This is a genomic window from Mycobacterium simiae, assembly GCF_010727605.1.
Taxonomy (GTDB): Bacteria; Actinomycetota; Actinomycetes; order Mycobacteriales; family Mycobacteriaceae; genus Mycobacterium; species Mycobacterium simiae.
On the sequence record NZ_AP022568.1, the window covers coordinates 1,291,888 to 1,308,374 of the forward strand.

Consider the following 16,487-nt stretch of genomic DNA (forward strand, 5'->3'; position numbering starts at 1 on the left):
CTCGGGTGCCCGCTATCCGGGCAAAGTGCTGTTGAGGACGAGGTCCACCATGCTGATCCGCTCGAAACTGGGGTCAAAGTACGCCAGCACGTCATCGTTCATCGTCCCGAACGTGGTGTCCGGCCGATGCTTCATCCCGTCGTTGAACGCGGCCAGGATCCGGTTTTTGAAGTCCGGCCGCGGATGGGCAGCGATCACCGCGGCGACCGCATCCACGCCGAGCTGCTCATGGCCGACACCGACCACATCGGTCGCGACACCGGCTGCCAGCACGGCGGTTTGAGCATCGAGGCGGGCGGGAACCTCGGGCGTGGTGTGCAACGCGATGCCGAGCCAAACCTTGTCCGCATCCGCTTGTGCCACACCATGTTCCAATAGGAAGCCGCGCGCCGCGTCGGCGCCGTCGATTTCGAAGCGCTGCATCGAGGTGCCGTAGCGGGAGCTGAGTCCGAGGTCGTGGAACATCGCCGCGACATAAAGCAGCTCTGGGTCCGGTTGCAGGCCCAGACGGCGGCCGTGCAGCGCGGCGAAGAAAAACACTCGGCGCGAATGGTGAAACAGCACGTCTTGTTCCGCGCCGCGGATGAGTTCGGTCGCCGCGCGCACCAATGCGGTGTCGGGGACGGCCACGCCGGCTACGGTTTCCATCGATCCGGTGGTCATGATCGTGTCTCGACGAGGCCGCTACTCGGGCCAGGTGTTGTTGAGAATGATGTCGACGAAGTTGTCCCGGACGAACGACGGATCGAAGTGTGCGAGCACGTCGTCGTTGACGGTGCCGAAGGTGCTGTGCGGGCGATGCTTCATGCCGTCGTTGAACGCGCCCAGGATGCGCCGCTTGAAGTTCGGGCGCGGGTGAGCGGCCGTGACCGCGGCCAGCGTTTCGGGCGACAGCTCGTCGCGCTCGATGCCCAGCACGTCGGTTTCCACACCGGCGGTAACCAACGCCACTTCCGGAGCCAGGAACTCGGGAATGCCGGGGGTGGTGTGCAAGGCGATACTCAACCACACCTTGTCGGCGTCGGCCTGGTCGACATCGTGCTCCAACAAGAACTGTCGCGCCGCGTTGGCGCTGTCCACCTCGAAGCGCAGCATTGAGTTTCGGTATGGCTCGGTGATGCCCAGATCGTGGAACATCGCCCCGGCGTACAGCAACTCCAGATTCGGCTCGAGCCCGCGTCGCTGGCCCTGCAGCGCGCCGAACAGGAACACCCGACGGGAGTGGTCGAACAGCAAGTCATTCTCGGCATCCCGGATGTACGCGGTGATCTCGCGTACCAGCGGCGTCTCGGGTATGGCGATGCCGGCGATGGTGTCAGCGGATTGAGTGGTCATGAGTGCGCCTCCTTGTCGGGCCTGGTAGCTAGTGTGCGACCGCTCATACCATTCGACCCCAGTCGTTCGGGCCGTCTTTTCCACAGAAAGCGACACAATGGCTTCGTGGTTGAAGCCGGAACGCGGTCGCGAGTGGTGGTTATCGTCGTCTTCGACGAGGTGACATTGTTAGACGTCGCGGGAGTGGGTGAAGTCTTCGTCGAAGCCAACCGATTCGGCGCGGACTATCAGCTCAAAGTCGCATCCCTGGATGGGTGCGACGTGCGGACCTCGCTGGGGACCCCATTGGGTGTCACGGACAGCATCTCGTCCATCGAGGTGGCCGACACCGTGCTGGTTGCCGGAAGCGACGCCCTACCGGCGCGTCCGCTCGACCCCGCGCTGGTCGACGCGATCAGAGGCCTGGCGCAGCGGTCCCGGCGGGTGGCTTCCGTATGCACGGGCTCCTTCCTGCTCGCCCAAGCCGGCCTGCTGCACGGCCGCCGGGCGACCACGCATTGGCACGACACGCGCTTGCTGGCCCGGGCCTTCCCGGACACGACTGTGGAGCCGGACGCCATCTTCATCCGTGACGGCGACGTGTACACCTCGGCCGGCATTTCCGCCGGCATCGACCTGGCGCTGGCATTAGTCGAAATGGACTACGGCACCGAGCTGGTTCGCGAGGTGGCCCGCTGGTTGGTCGTCTACCTCAAACGCGCGGGTGGCCAGTCGCAGTTCTCGGTGCTCGTCGAGGCCGACCCACCGCCGGGCTCGCCGCTGCGGACCGTTACCGACGCCATCGCGGCCGATCCCGCTCGCGACCACAGCGTGAAGAAGCTCGCGGCCCGGGCATCGCTGAGCACCCGCCAATTGACCCGACTGTTTCAGTCCGAGCTCGGCATGACCCCGGCCCGCTACGTCGAGTTGGTGCGGGTCGATTTCGCGCGGGCCGGACTGGAATCCGGACGGACCGTCACCGAGGCCGCGCACCTCGCGGGGTTCGGCAGCATCGAAACGTTGCGCCGGGTGTTCGTCCAACACCTGGGCATCAGTCCGAAGGCGTACCGAGACCGGTTCCGCACGGCCTGCGCCTGAAATTCGTGACCGCAGTAGCTATGCGGAGCAAGAGGAGCGGCTACTTCGTGTTGTTGTACTTGTTGATCGCGTCATCGAGCCGCTGCAGCGCCGCCCCGTAGCCCGCGAAATCACCCTTCTTCTGCGCGTCCCGCGCGGCGTTGATCGCCGTCTGAATATCTTGCAGCGCAGCAGCTTTCGCCGGGGACAAGGTAGTAGTCCCGTCAGCCGCCGGGGGTGCCGCCGCTGGGGGTGGTGCAGTACCCGGCGACACGGCAGGCGGAGGCGGACCCGCGGGCGGGCTCGCGGGCGCGCCGCCGTCGGTGGGCACGATTCCCGTGGCCGCCGCACCGGCGCCGGGCCCGAACAACCCGGTGAGTGCATCTCCGACCGTGGGGCCGTAACCGATCTTGTCGTTGTACATCATGGCCACTCGGATCAACCGCGGGTACGACGACGCGGCGTCGCTGGCCCCCGGCGAGGCGTAGACGGGTTCGACATAGAGCAGCCCACCCTGAGCCACCGGCAAGGTCAGCAAGTTGCCCCACCGTATTCGGTTCTGGTTGTCGCGCCCGATCACACCGAGATCCTGGGAGACCGCTGGGTCGGTGGTGATCGCATTATTGGCCAGCTTCGGGCCGTTGACCTGACCGGGAATGGTCAGCACGGTGATCTTGCCGTACGTCGCGGGATCGGAGCTCGCACTGATGTAGGCGGCCAGATAATCGCGCTTGAACCGGTTCATCGCGCTCGTCAATTGGTATGACGACGTATTGTCGTTCTTCGCAATGTTTTTCGCGACGATGTAATACGGCGGCTGGTAGCTGCTGGCGGTGGGGTTCGGATCGAGCGGGACGTCCCAAAAGTCCGACGTGGAGAAGAACGTCACCGGGTCGTTGACGTGATATTTCGCCAGCAGCATCCGTTGCACCTTGAACAGGTCCTCGGGATAGCGCAGGTGCTCGGCGAGTTCGGGGGTGATGTCGCTCTTGGGTTTGACCGTGCCGGGGAAAACTTTCATCCAGGCCTTGAGTACCGGATCCTGCTCGTCCTGCTGGTACAGCGTCACGGTGCCGTCGTACGCGTCGACGGTGGCCTTCACCGAGTTACGGATATAGGAGACCTGCTTGTCCGGCCCCAGCTTGTTGAACGCCACCTCGGTGGAGTCCGCGGTCGCGGACTCCAAGGACGTCAGCTCCGAGTATGGGTAATTGTCCAGCGTGGTGTAGCCGTCGATGATCCACACCAGGCGCTTGTTGACGATGGCCGGGTACACGGCGCTGTCGGTGGTCAGCCACGGCGCCACCGCCTCCACCCGGGCCGCCGGGTCCCGATTGAACAGAATCTTGCTGTTGTTACCAATCACGTTGGAGAACAAGAAGTTCCGCTCGGCGAACTTGGCGGCGAACACGCTGCGGGACAGCCAATCGCCGATCGGAACCCCACCGGCCCCGGTATAGGTGTAATTCTTGGTTTCGGTGTTGGTCTCGTAGTCGTATTCCCGGTCGGCGCCGTTCTTGCCGACGATCGCGTAGTCGGCGGACGCGCTGGAGATGACCGGACCGAAGTAGATGCGAGGCTGATCCAACGCGGCCGGCCCCTCGGAGACCACACCACCGTTGGCGCCGACGACGTTGACCAAGAATTCCGGATAGCCACCGTTCTGGGTCGGATCGTTGGCGATCCCGCGGACCGTGTTGGCCGGCGAGGCGATGAATCCATTGCCGTGGGTGAAGACGGTGTGCCGGTTGATCCAGTCACGCTGGTTGTCGATCAGCCTGTCCGGGTTGAGTTCTCGGGCCGCGACCACATAGTCGCGCAGCGCGCCGTTGCGGTCGAGGTAGCGGTCGATCGACAGCTGATCGGGGAAATAGTAGAAGTTCTTGCCCTGCTGGAACTGGGTGAACGCCGGGCTGATGATCGTCGGGTCGAGCAATCGGATATTGGAGGTCGTCGCCCGGTCGGCGGCGACCTGCTGGGCGGTGGCCTGGCTATCCCCGCTGTAGTTGCGGTAGGTCACCACATCGGAGGTGAGCCCATACGCTTGGCGCGTCGCGGTGATGCTTCGGCTGATGTATTCGCTTTCCTTTTGCGCGGCATTGGGTCTCACGCTGATCTGCTCGACGATCAGGGGCCACCCGGCGCCGACGATCAGCGACGACAGCAACAACAGCACCAGTCCGATCGCCGGGATCCGCAAATCCTTCAGCGTAATCGCGGAGAACACCGCGGCCGCGCAGATGATCGCGATCGCCATCAGGATCAGCTTCGCCGGCAACACCGCGTTGATGTCGGTGTAGCCGGCGCCGGTGAACGGCTTACCGCCGCGCGTGTGCGACAGCAACTCGTAACGGTCCAGCCAGTAGGCGACGGCCTTGAGCAGGACCAGCGTACCGACCAGGCTGATCAACTGAATTCGCGCTGAGCGACTCAGCGCACCGGTGCGACCAGACAACCGGATGCCGCCGAAGATGTAGTGCGCCAACAGGTTCGCTAAGAAAGCCAGGAAAACCGACACGAACAAATAACTGAGCACCAGCCGATAGAACGGCAGCTCGAACGCATAAAAGCCGAGGTCCTTACCGAACTGCGGATCTTTGATGCCAAAGTCCCCGCCGTGCAAGAACAACTGAATGCGTACCCAGTAGCTCTGCGCGACCACGCCGGCCAACAGGCCTATCGCCGTGGGGACACCGATGGCCACCACCCGCAGCCGGGTCATCACCACGGCGCGATACCGCGCCACCGGGTCGTTGTCGTTGCTCGGGACGAAGACCGGTCGCGAGCGGTAGGCCAGCGCCAGCCCAGCGAATACGATGCCGCCGACGACCAGGCCAGCGATCAAAAACACCACAATGCGGGTCCACAGGACGGTGGTGAACACCGAGCGGTACCCGAGTTCGCCGAACCACAACCAGTCGACGTACGCGTCGATCAGCCGCGGCCCGGCGAGCAACAGCGCGATCACGCCGAGCGCGATCATGATGAGAATCCGGCTGCGTCGTGTCAGCTTCGGCATTCTTGCGGTGGGCCGCATCCCCACTGGCTACGCTCCCTGATCAATGTGGCCGGGACGGTCACAACTGTACGCACCGCTGCGCGCGTAACGACGGACTAGCAACTCGGCGCCTGGCCGCCCTGCTGGATCGCGTGTAACGCATCCACCGCCTGGGAAAGGGTCTCGACCTTGACCAAGCGCAAGCCGTGCGGATTGTCCGAAGCCGCCTCGTAACAGTTCTTGGCGGGCACCAGGAACACCGTGGCGCCGGCCTCCTGCGCGGCGACCATTTTGTGCGTGATGCCGCCGATCTGGCCGACCTTGCCGTCGGAGGAGATGGTGCCCGTCCCGGCGATGAACGTCGAACCGGCCAGATCGCCGGTGGTGAGCTTGTCGACCAGCGCAAGGCTGAACATCAGACCCGCCGACGGTCCACCCACGTTGGCGAGGTTGAAGTCCACCGAGAACGGTGCCCACGGCGCGTCGAGGACCGCGACACCCAGGAAGCCGTAGTCGCGGTCTTTGTTGGTGCCCAACGTGACCTGCGCGACGCCGGCCGGCTCGTTCTTGCGCCGGTAGTCGATCGTCACCGCCTGCCCGGGCTTGGTGCTCTTCAGCATGCCGGTGAACTGCTCGACGTTGGCGACCGGCGTGCCGTTGACCGCGTCGATGGCATCACCGACCTTCAGCTTGCCCACCGACGGTCCGGGGTCGGTGACGGTCGCGACGGTGATCGCGGGCGCGTATTTCAGGTAGCCCAAAGCGGCGTACTCTGCGCTGTCCTCGGAGTCCTTGAAATCGGCGTTGTTGGCCTTGTCGACCTCTTCGCGCGACTTTCCGGGCGGGTAGATCAGGTCGCGCGGCACCAGCTGCTCCTGTCCGGAGAACCACAGGGTCAGCGCCTCGCCCAGGCTCAGCTCGTCACGCTGGGACACCGTGGTCATGTTGAGGTGGCCGGTCGTCGGATGGGTTTGGGTGCCCTCGATGGCGACCACCTGCTTGCCGTCGACCTCGCCCAGGGTGTCGAAGGTGGGGCCGGGACCCAGGGAGACAAACGGCACCGTCACCACCGCGAGCAACACGCCGAAGACCAGGATCGGCACCAGCGCGACCATCAAGGTCAGAATCCGCCTGTTCACGCCGCTAACCCTAACCGGGCCCGTTGGTCGCCGGTTCAGCTACAAGCGTGACAACTGATGGCGCCAGCCAATCCGGCGGTGAGTACCGTTGGGGTTATGGCTGACCTGCCTTTCGGCTTCTCCTCAGGAGAAGACCCCGAGCGCGACAAGCACGGGAAGAACGATCCCGAGTCCGGCTCGGGTGCGTCAAACCCGCTCGGCGCTTTCGGTATGAGCGGGGACTTCAGCATGGGCGATCTGGGGCAAATCTTCACCCAACTGGGTCAGATGTTCAGCAACGCCGGCACGGCGACGGCCGGCGGGCAGTCGGGACCCGTCAACTACGAGCTCGCCCGCCAGGTCGCGTCCAGCTCGATCGGCTTCGTGGCTCCGATTCCGGCCTCGACAACCTCGGCGATCGGCGACGCGGTACGCCTGGCCGACACCTGGCTCGACGGTGTCACCCCGCTGCCCTCCGGCGCGACCAAGGCGGTTGGCTGGAGCCCCAGCGATTGGGTGGACAACACCCTGCCGATCTGGAAGCGACTGTGCGACCCGATGGCCCAACAGATTTCGTCGGTGTGGGCGCAGTCGCTGCCGGAAGAAGCTAAAAGCATGGCCGGCCCGCTGATGGCGATGATGTCGCAGATGGGCGGCATGGCGTTCGGCTCGCAGCTGGGCCAGGCCTTGGGCCGGTTGTCCCGCGAAGTGCTGACATCGACCGACATCGGCCTGCCACTTGGTCCCAAAGGCGTGGCGGCGATCATGCCCGACGCCGTGGAAGAATTCGCCGCCGGGCTCGAGCAGCCGCGCAGTGAAATCATGACGTTTCTGGCCGCGCGGGAGGCCGCTCATCACCGGCTATTCAGTCACGTGCCCTGGTTGGCCAGCCAGCTGCTGGGCGCCGTCGAGGCCTACGCCAAGGGCATGCAGATCGACATGAGCGGGATCGAAGAGCTGGCCCGCGACTTCAACCCCGCCTCACTGGCGGATCCGGCGGCCATCGAGAACCTGCTCGGCCAGGGTGTATTCGAGCCCAAGGCCACCCCGGCGCAGACCCAGGCGTTGGAACGACTCGAGACCCTGCTCGCCCTTATCGAGGGCTGGGTCCAGCTCGTCGTTACCGCGGCGCTGGGCGATCGGATCCCCGGTACCGCCGCGCTGAGCGAGACCCTGCGCCGGCGCAGGGCCAGCGGCGGCCCCGCCGAGCAGACGTTCGCCACCCTGGTCGGCCTGGAGCTGCGGCCGCGAAAGCTGCGCGAGGCCGCGGCGCTGTGGCAGCGCCTGACCGAGGCCGTCGGCGCCGACGCCCGCGACGCCGTCTGGCAACACCCCGATCTGCTGCCCGGCGCCGACGATCTCGATGATCCGGCCGGCTTCATCGACCGGGTCATCGGCGGGGACACCACCGGAATCGACGAGGCGATCGCTCGCCTGGAAGAACAAGACCCCGGGGCGGACGGCGGTTCTGCCGACCGCTGACCGGGGCGGTGCGCAGGCCTACTGAATTGCGTTCAATAAGGACGTAACCGTTTGCTGAGGGTGTTACGTTGTCGGCGCATCGACTCCCCGACGGCCTTGGCGGCACATGTTCAACGCCCGAATGTTCGGCGCCCGAATTTTCCACGCCCGACGCGCGACCGTGCTCATCTGCGCCGGTCTCGCAGGGGCCACCGTGTCGCTGGCATCGGGATGCCATGCGGCCCCGTCCTCGACGGCAGCGGCGTCAACGGCAGCGGTCACGGCGACAAGCGGCGTATACGGCGACCCGGACGCGGCCGCCAAGTACTGGGTGCAGCAGTCGACCGAGGACACGTGCGGGCTGGCTTCCGTGGCCGACGTGGTCGGTGAGGTCACCGGCATGGCCGTGACCGAGGAAGAGGTCATCGCGCTGGCGCAGAACACGCCGTCGTCGATTCGCGACGGCCCGGTTTACCTGCCCACCGGCGACCCGGGCCACGACACCGAAAAAGGTGGCATCGATGCGGCCGACACCGTCGTGCTGCTCGAGCACTACGGCATCAAATCGCGAATGACCTGGGACAAGTACCCCGACGAGGTAACGCTCGCCGCCCTCGAGCAGGACCTCGGCGCCAACCGCAAAGTCATCGCCTGGGTCAACGGTGGAACCATCCTCAATAGCAACGACCAGCGTAAGACTGCCGATCACTTGCTCGTCGTCACCGGGATCGACACCAACCGTGACGCCGTGCATCTCAACGACCCCTATGCCGACCACGGCAACACGACGGTGAGCATCGCCAGTTTCATGACCGCGTGGCAAGCCGGTCAGCACACGATCATCGTCACCGCGCCGCCCGGCTGAGCACCACCGACGGCCCTGTGGATAGCTGAACGGACAGTAGCCCGATCCATGGCACAGTCCGACTCATGCCGCGTGCCGCGCTGTATGCGCTCGACCCGGCCATGCCCGTGCTATTGCGCCCCGACGGCGCGGTTCAGGTCGGCTGGGATCCTCGCCGGGCGGTCCTGGTCCGCCCACCCCGCGGCCTGGCCGCCGCGACGCTTGCCGCGCTGCTGCGCGCGATGCGTTCTCCCCTGCCGATCACCGAGCTGCACCGCCAAGCCGTCGAGCACGGACTGTCCGACGGTGACGGCCTGACCGACCTGGTGGCCCAGTTGGTGCGCGCCGGGGTGGTGACGCGGGGGTTCCGGCAGACCGGCGGGCGGGCGGCCTCAATCCGGGTCCACGGTCGCGGCCCGCTGTCGGACTTGCTGATGGAGGCGCTGCGGTGTTCCGGCGCCCGGATCGCGCACAGCAGCCAGCCGCACGCCGCGGTCACTCGCGCCGCCGTAGATCTGGTGGTGCTGGCCGACTATCTGGTCGCTGACCCGCACCTAGTGCGCGACCTGCACAGCCAGGGCGTACCGCACTTGGCGGTGCGAGTCCGCGACGGCACCGGTCTGGTAGGGCCGCTGGTCATCCCCGGCGTGACCAGCTGCCTGGGGTGCGCCGACTTGCACCGCAGCGACCGCGACGCCGCCTGGCCCGCCGTCGCGGCACAGCTCCGCGAGACCGTCGGCGTGGCCGATCGGGCCACGTTGCTGGCCACCGCCGCGCTGGCGCTCAGCCAGGTGAATCGGGTGATCGCCGCGGTGCGCGGGGACGATGCCGGACCGGACGCCGACCCGCCGCAGGTGCTCAACGCGACCCTGGAGTTCGACCTCAACGCCGGGGCGATCGTCGCGCGGCAGTGGACCCGCCACCCGTTGTGTTCCTGCTGATTGGGGGCCGGACGCGGGTGACCACCGGTCGCACCGGCGTCGCACTGTTGTCTAGATCAACCTCGAGAGGGCTGGGCGGTCGTGGATGATGGAGGTTGTGGCAGACATCAAACGGGGCAGGGCGGCGCGGAACGCCAAGTTGGCCAGCATTCCGGTCGGCTTTGCGGCGCGGTCCGCGCTCGGCTTCGGCAAGCGGCTGACCGGCAAGTCGAAAGACGAAGTCCAGGCCGAGTTGCTGGAAAAGGCCGCCCATCAATTGTTCACCGTGCTCGGTGAGCTCAAGGGCGGGGCAATGAAGGTCGGCCAGGCCCTATCTGTATTGGAAGCCGCGATCCCCGAGGAATACGGGGAGCCGTATCGCGAAGCGTTGACCAAGCTGCAAAAGGACGCCCCACCGCTGCCGGCCGACCGCGTGCACCGAGTGCTCGACGCGCAGCTGGGCACCAAGTGGCGGGACCGATTCAGCGAGTTCGACGACACCCCGGTGGCCTCGGCCAGCATCGGACAGGTGCACAAGGCGGTGTGGTCGGACGGTCGCGAGGTGGCCGTCAAGATTCAGTACCCGGGCGCGGACGAGGCGCTGCGGGCTGACCTCAAGACGATGCAGCGGTTGGTCGGGGTGGCCAAGCAGCTGGCCCCGGGCGCCGACGTGCAAGGCGTGGTCGACGAACTGATCGAACGCACCGAAATGGAACTCGACTACCGACTGGAAGCCGACAACCAGCGCGCGTTCGCCAAGGCCTACCGCGACCACCCGCACTTCGCGGTGCCCCGGGTAGTGGCCAGTGCGCCCAAAGTCGTCGTCCAAGAGTGGATCCAGGGCGTGCCGATGGCCGAGATCATCCGCGACGGAACCCGCGAGCAACGGGACCTGATCGGCACGCGGCTACTCGAGCTCACCTTCGACGCGCCGCGCCGGCTGGAAATGCTGCACGGCGACGCGCACCCGGGCAACTTCATGCTGCTACCCGACGGCCGGATGGCGGTCATCGACTTCGGTGCCGTCGCGCCCATGCCGGGCGGTTTTCCGGTCGAGCTCGGGATGACCATTCGGCTGGCCCGCGAAAAGAACTACGACCTGCTCCTGCCGACAATGGAAAAGGCCGGCTTCATCCAAAAGGGCCAGCAGGTTTCGGTGCGCGACATCGACGACATGCTCCGCCAGTACGTCGAGCCGGTCGAGGTGGAGGTGTTCCACTACAACCGCAAGTGGCTGCAGAAGATGTCCACCATCGAGATCGATCGGTCGGTGTCGCAGATCAAGACGGCCCGCCAGATGGACCTACCCCCCAAGCTGGTGATCCCGATGCGGGTGATCATGTCGGTGGCGGCCATTCTGTGCCAGCTGGACGCTCGCGTGCCGATCAAGAAGCTGTCCGAAGAGCTGGTTCCTGGCTTCGCCGAGCCCGACGCCGCCGCCCTCTAGGCCGCGACGGTGGCCTTGCGCGGACGCCCGCGTGGGCGCTTATAGCTCACGACCGCGCCGCGGTCGAAAATCTCGCCGCCCCACACCCCCCACGGCTCGGCGCGGTCCAGCGCCGCCGTCAGGCATTGCCGCCGCACCGGGCAATCCGCGCACAGCGTCTTGGCGCGCTCCAGGTCGGCCGGGGTCTCGGCAAACCAGAGATCGGGATCGCCGGCGTGACATGGCAACACCGGCTGCGGTTGTCTAGGGACTGTCAGTGTCGACATGTCCTGCTCACCTGCTTCCTGGTTGGGGTGTCCTCTTCGGTGATCCGGACCAGGTTGCGGGCTCGATTACTCAGTCCCAAAAACGACGGCCACGGATCCTTGACTTCGGGTCCGTGGCCATTAGTGGGCGGTTACGTAGCGGCTACGTATGTCTCCGATCCACGGACGCGTCAGTCGCGGCGGCGCGATGCTTAGCACCGGCCGCCGGTACGGCGGCGGCGTTGGCGGTGTGGAGGGTGCCCGCAGTCAGCGCGGCGTCAGCCACGGCGAGTCCGAACGTGTCGTTGATCATCGCGGTCACCTCCTCTTGAGCACTCGACAGCGTAAACGCGATTCCGAGGGTAGATGTTAGCAGCCGAAACTGACAACCGATTTTCTGACCTGCGCGTTCGGGCCTATCGGTCGCGTACCAATTGCAGCACATCGGCCCCGTACTGCTCGAGCTTGCGCGCGCCGATGCCCGGAATCGCGATCAGGGCGGTCTCGTCGTCGGGCAGCAGTTCAGCGATCGCGATCAGGGTGTTGTCGGTGAACACGACGTACGCGGGCACCTTCTGTTCCTTGGCGACGTCCAGCCGCCACTCCTTGAGCCGCAACAACAGCTTTTCGTCGATGTCGGCGCTGCATGTCTCGCAACGCCGCAGCATGACGGCCGCCGGGGTGGTCAGGTTGCTGTTGCAGATCCGGCATCGCGAAGCGCCCGGTTTGCGCCGGGGTTTGCCTGCTCCCGCCGCCACGCTGGCTTGCGGCGCGATGCCGTTGAGGAACCTCGACGGCTTTCGGCTCTGCCTTCCGCCCGGACTGCGCGACAACGCCCAACTGAGCGCCAAATGCACTCGGGCCCTAGTGATTCCGACGTAGAGGAGACGGCGCTCCTCCTCGACCGGTTCGCTCTCCGGCCCGTGCGCCAAAGCGTGCGAGATGGGCACGGTGCCGTCGGCCAATCCGACCAGAAATACCGCGTCCCACTCCAGCCCCTTGGCGGCGTGCAGCGACGCCAGAGTGACCCCCTGTACCACCGGTGGGTGCCGCGCGTCGGCCCGGATCCGCAGCTCGGCCACCAGGCCGCGCAAATCCAGCTCGGGCCGTTGCACCACCTCGTCGTCGACCAGTTCCGCCAGCGCGCTGAGCGCCTCCCAGCGCTCGCGGGCCCGGGTGCCGACCGGTTCCTTGACGGTGAGCCCGAGCGGTTCGAGAATCGCGCGGACGACGTCGGGCAGCGGCGTCGTCGCGGGGCTGCCGTCCGCGCGCTCGGCGGCGCGGTGCAGAGCCGCCAGCGCCTGCTTGATTTCCTGGCGGGTGAAAAACCCTTCGCCGCCGCGAACCTGGTAGGCGATATTGGCCTCGGTCAGCGCTTCCTCGTAGATCTCGGATTGGGCGTTGACACGGTAGAGCACCGCGATCTCTGATGGCGGAGTGCCGGATTCGATCAGCCCGCCGATCGTCTTGGCCACCGCGGCAGCTTCGGCGGCTTCGTCGGGGTGCTCGTGAAACGACGGCACCGGGCCCGGCGGACGCTGACCGGACAGTTGTAGTTTGCTGCCCGCGACGCGCCCTCGTGCGGCGGCGATCACCTGGTTGGCCAGCGAGACGACCTGCGGGGTGGAGCGATAGTCACGTTCCAGGCGCACCACCGTGGCATCGGGAAACTGCCGCGAGAAGTCGAGCAGGAATCGCGGCGAGGCACCGGTGAACGAATAGATGGTCTGATTGGCGTCGCCGACCACCGTCAGGTCGTCCCGATCGCCCAGCCAGGCCGACAGCACTCGCTGCTGCAGCGGCGTGACGTCCTGGTACTCGTCGACGACGAAGCAGCGGTAACGGTCGCGGAACTCCTCGGCGACCGCGACGTCGTTCTCGATCGCCGCCGCGGTGTGCAACAACAGGTCGTCGAAGTCGAGCAGCGTCACCGATTCGTCGCGCGTCTTGAGTGCCTCGTAGGCGGCGTAGATCTCGGCGATCTTGTTGGCGTCGAGTGGAATGTCCCGGGCGGCAGCGGCCACCGCGGCCGGATACGCCTCGGGCGTGATCAGCGACGCTTTGGCCCACTCGATCTCGCCGGCCAAATCACGCACGTCGTCGGTGCTGACATTCAGCCTGCTGCGGCTGGCCGCCCTGGCCACGACGGCGAATTTGGTATCCAGCAGTTGCCAGCCGGTGTCACCGACCACCCGAGGCCAGAAGTAACGGAGCTGGCGGTGGGCGGCCGAGTGAAAGGTCAACGCCTGCACCCCACCGACGCCCGCCCCGTTGTGTGTGGCTGCGTCCAGCGACCGCAGCCGGGACCGCATCTCCCCCGCCGCGCGCTGGGTGAACGTGACCGCAAGTACTTGCGCGGCCGCAACGTGTCCGTTGGCCACCAGCTGGGCGATGCGGTGGGTGATCGTGCGGGTCTTGCCCGTTCCGGCCCCCGCCAGGACACACACCGGCCCGCGCGGCGCGAGCACGGCCTCACGCTGCTCGTCATCCAGTCCCGCGATCAACGGGTCGGCCACCGCCGGCATGCCGTCCATCTTGGCAGCGGTGGCCGACAAATCGGGCGTGTCGCCACGCCGACCCGCCGCGGGTGTCCTCGGACTGGCCACGGCCGGCCCCAAAACCGCTGCAGGTGTACTCAGTCTCGGAGCCCTGGGTATGGAACGCATGGCCGCCCGGCTACGTTATCGACTTATGAGCAGCGCTCCGATCACCGTTTACACGACGTCATGGTGTGGCTACTGCCACCGGCTCATGACCGTGCTCAAGTCCAACAACATCGCCTATGAGGCAGTCGACATCGAACACGACCCAGCGGCCGCGGAATTTGTCAGTTCGGTCAACGGCGGCAACCGGACGGTGCCAACAGTGAAGTTCGCCGACGGGTCGACCCTGACCAATCCCAGCGCTGCCGAGGTCAAGGCAAAGCTGGCCGCCGTGTCCGGCTGAGGCGCTTCCCGACCTGATGCTGAGGCGCTTGGCCACCTAGTCCAGTGCCGCCCAAGATTCGATGATCACTCGTGCGATCGAAATCGACCCGGGCAAAAGCAGATTCGACTCCGACGAACTACCCCAGTCACCGGCTGCCAGGGCGGCGCGCACCTCGTCGCGGGTGAACCACGCCGCCTCGGCGATTTCGCCGTCATTGAACGAGAACCCCTCGTCGGGGTCAGCCAGCGCATGAAACCCGACCATCAGCGACCGCGGAAACGGCCACGGCTGGCTACCTAAGTAGTGGACGTCACGCACATTCAGACCGATCTCTTCACGGATCTCGCGGGCCACGCAGACCTCGAAAGACTCGCCGGCTTCGACGAATCCGGCGAGCAGCGAAAACATCCGCTCCGGCCACACCGCCTGGCGGGCCAGCACCGCGCGGTCACGCCCGTCATGCACCAGGCAGATGATGGCCGGGTCGATGCGCGGAAATTCCTCATGCCCAGTAACCGGGTTGACGCGGGACCAGCCCGCCCTAGCCGGCTTGGTGGGCGAGCCGTCGATCGAGCTGAAGCGTGCTCTTTCATGCCAATTCAGCAACGCAACGGCCGACGACACCAGTTGGCTGCTGGTGTCGTCGAAGATCGGGCCGAGACTGCGCAGGTTCACTACCTCCGCTTTCACATTGGGGTCTTCGGGCGCCTGCAGGGCTCCCCGGATCGCCCACACATGCCGACCGTCGTCGATGCGGCCCAGGAAAACCGCGTCCGTGGGTGGCTTGTCGCCCAGTTCAGCCGCCGCGCCGAGCACCACCCGGCCGTCGGCCACCAGCACCTGGTTGCGCGAATCCACCCGCAGCAGCGCGGCGGTTGCCCATCCGGCGGTGGCCGCGTCGACGTCGGTGCGCAGTTGATCAGCCCGGTCCGCGCCGACGCGCGAGAGCAGCGGAACACTCCGCAGCTGAAAATCCACTAGCTTTCCGCGTTTCGGACGTAGAGCAGCCGGTCGCTCGCCTCGATGGCGTCCACCTCGGGCGCGCCGATGCGCAGCAGACGCCCGTCTCGCACCACACCGAGGACGATGTCCCGCAAATGGCGCGGCGATCCGCCGATCTCGTTCTTTTCCACCTCCCGCTCGGCGATGGCCAAACCCTCCTGCGGAGTGAGCAGATCCTCGATCATCGCCACGACGCTCGGGGTCGTGGTGGCCAGCCCCAGCAATCGGCCCGCCGTCTCGGAAGAGACCACCACCGAGTCCGCCCCCGATTGCTCGAGCAGGTGCTGATTTTCGGACTCGCGGATGGAGGCCACGATCTTGGCCTTGGGCGCGATCTCGCGGGCGGTCAGCGTGACCAGCACCGCGGTGTCGTCGCGGCTGGACGCGACGATGATCGAGGCCGCATGCTGGGCGCCGGCCAACCGCAGCACATCGGATTTCGTCGCATCGCCGTGGACGGTGACCAGGCCGGCGGACGCGGCGCGGTCCAGTGCCGGCTGGTCGGTGTCAACGACGACGATTTCTCCCGGAGGCACGTCGTCCGCAAGCATTGCCGCGACGGCGGTCTTGCCCTTGGTGCCGTAGCCGATCACGATCGTGTGGTTACGCACTCTGCTCCTCCAACGCTGAATCTTCCACGCCTGGCGCGATGTTTCGGTGACGACTTCGAGCGTGGTACCGACCAACAAGATCAGGAACGCGATACGCAGCGGCGTGACGATCAAGACGTTGGTTGCGCGCGCGAATTCCGAGATCGGCGTGATGTCGCCGTAGCCGGTCGTCGACAGCGTCACCGCGGAGTAGTACAAGCAATCCAGAAACGTCAGGCGGTCGCCCTGCGCGTCGTGGTAGCCGTCGCGATCCAGGTAGACGGTAATGGCGCCGAGGAACAATGCGGCGATAGCGATCGCCACCCGGCGCGAAATGATGCGGGCGGGACTGGCATGCCCCTGCGGAATGCGCAGCACGCCGACGAGGGCGTAACTGGGCTGGACGGTCAACCTCTCATCGAGGCGCCGCAGCCGCCGCCAGCTACCTTTGGCCACGCTGGTCCGTCATCGGTTTGATCGCACCGCATGGAACACCCACGAATCAAATGTAACCACGATCCGCGGTCGGCAGACACTCGATCG

The 16,487-nt window shown here is 66.2% G+C and carries 13 protein-coding genes and 1 pseudogene; 6 read left to right on the top strand and 8 right to left on the bottom strand.

Going from position 1 to position 16,487, the window contains the following annotated elements:
- Window positions 1-12 precede the first annotated feature (12 nt).
- Both G6N33_RS05900 and G6N33_RS05905 read right to left on the bottom strand, forming a co-directional pair.
- The gene (locus G6N33_RS05900) at window positions 13-663 is read right to left on the bottom strand and encodes an HD domain-containing protein (protein ID WP_044510140.1); all 651 of its coding nucleotides are present in this window, start codon (window positions 661-663) and stop codon (window positions 13-15) included.
- 21 nt (window positions 664-684) lie between these two features.
- On the bottom strand, window positions 685-1,335 hold the full coding sequence (locus tag G6N33_RS05905) for an HD domain-containing protein (protein ID WP_044510139.1): 651 nt from the start codon (window positions 1,333-1,335) through the stop codon (window positions 685-687).
- Window positions 1,336-1,440: 105 nt separating this feature from the next.
- Between G6N33_RS05905 and G6N33_RS05910 the strand changes: the two genes are divergently transcribed.
- Window positions 1,441-2,412: a GlxA family transcriptional regulator gene (locus tag G6N33_RS05910; protein ID WP_231382569.1), complete on the top strand. Its 972-nt coding sequence runs from the start codon at window positions 1,441-1,443 to the stop codon at window positions 2,410-2,412.
- Between the two features lie 40 nt (window positions 2,413-2,452).
- Here G6N33_RS05910 and G6N33_RS05915 read toward each other — a convergent pair whose 3' ends face one another.
- Window positions 2,453-5,434 carry a UPF0182 family protein gene (locus tag G6N33_RS05915; protein WP_044510137.1) on the bottom strand — a complete coding sequence of 994 codons (2,982 nt, stop codon included), beginning with the start codon at window positions 5,432-5,434 and terminating at the stop codon, window positions 2,453-2,455.
- Between the two features lie 71 nt (window positions 5,435-5,505).
- Complete coding sequence (locus G6N33_RS05920) at window positions 5,506-6,528, bottom strand: YlbL family protein (protein ID WP_044510136.1); 1,023 nt, start codon at window positions 6,526-6,528, stop codon at window positions 5,506-5,508.
- Window positions 6,529-6,606: 78 nt separating this feature from the next.
- Between G6N33_RS05920 and G6N33_RS05925 the strand changes: the two genes are divergently transcribed.
- The 4 genes and pseudogenes from G6N33_RS05925 to G6N33_RS05940 all read left to right on the top strand — a co-directional run bounded on the left by G6N33_RS05925 (window position 6,607) and on the right by G6N33_RS05940 (window position 11,179).
- A complete protein-coding gene (locus G6N33_RS05925) occupies window positions 6,607-7,989 on the top strand; it encodes a zinc-dependent metalloprotease (protein ID WP_101528666.1) in 1,383 nt (460 codons plus the stop codon).
- Window positions 7,990-8,095: 106 nt separating this feature from the next.
- Entirely contained in the window at window positions 8,096-8,833 is a 738-nt protein-coding gene (locus G6N33_RS05930; RefSeq protein WP_231382568.1) for a C39 family peptidase, read from the top strand.
- A gap of 65 nt (window positions 8,834-8,898) precedes the next feature.
- On the top strand, window positions 8,899-9,753 hold the full coding sequence (locus G6N33_RS05935; protein WP_044510134.1) for a cyclodehydratase: 855 nt from the start codon (window positions 8,899-8,901) through the stop codon (window positions 9,751-9,753).
- Window positions 9,754-9,834: 81 nt separating this feature from the next.
- Window positions 9,835-11,179: pseudogene (locus tag G6N33_RS05940) on the top strand (macrolide-binding ATPase MABP-1).
- On the opposite strand, the gene G6N33_RS05945 reads toward G6N33_RS05940, so the two are convergent.
- Together G6N33_RS05945 and G6N33_RS05950 are read right to left on the bottom strand one after the other, a co-directional pair.
- On the bottom strand, window positions 11,176-11,445 hold the full coding sequence (locus G6N33_RS05945; RefSeq protein WP_044510133.1) for a WhiB family transcriptional regulator: 270 nt from the start codon (window positions 11,443-11,445) through the stop codon (window positions 11,176-11,178). The pseudogene G6N33_RS05940 and the gene G6N33_RS05945 overlap by 4 nt on opposite strands.
- A gap of 395 nt (window positions 11,446-11,840) precedes the next feature.
- On the bottom strand, window positions 11,841-13,949 hold the full coding sequence (locus G6N33_RS05950; RefSeq protein ID WP_163771760.1) for an ATP-dependent DNA helicase UvrD2: 2,109 nt from the start codon (window positions 13,947-13,949) through the stop codon (window positions 11,841-11,843).
- Window positions 13,950-14,115: 166 nt separating this feature from the next.
- Between G6N33_RS05950 and mrx1 the strand changes: the two genes are divergently transcribed.
- Window positions 14,116-14,370 (top strand): mycoredoxin Mrx1, encoded by a 255-nt coding sequence (mrx1, locus tag G6N33_RS05955; RefSeq protein ID WP_044510132.1) that lies wholly within the window; start codon window positions 14,116-14,118, stop codon window positions 14,368-14,370.
- Window positions 14,371-14,406: 36 nt separating this feature from the next.
- On the opposite strand, the gene nudC is transcribed toward mrx1, so the two are convergent.
- Window positions 14,407-15,330 (bottom strand): NAD(+) diphosphatase, encoded by a 924-nt coding sequence (gene nudC / locus G6N33_RS05960; RefSeq protein WP_044510131.1) that lies wholly within the window; start codon window positions 15,328-15,330, stop codon window positions 14,407-14,409.
- Window positions 15,330-16,400 (bottom strand): potassium channel family protein, encoded by a 1,071-nt coding sequence (locus G6N33_RS05965; RefSeq protein ID WP_044510130.1) that lies wholly within the window; start codon window positions 16,398-16,400, stop codon window positions 15,330-15,332. The genes nudC and G6N33_RS05965 overlap by 1 nt, the downstream gene beginning before the upstream one ends.
- Between the last annotated feature and the right edge of the window lie 87 nt (window positions 16,401-16,487).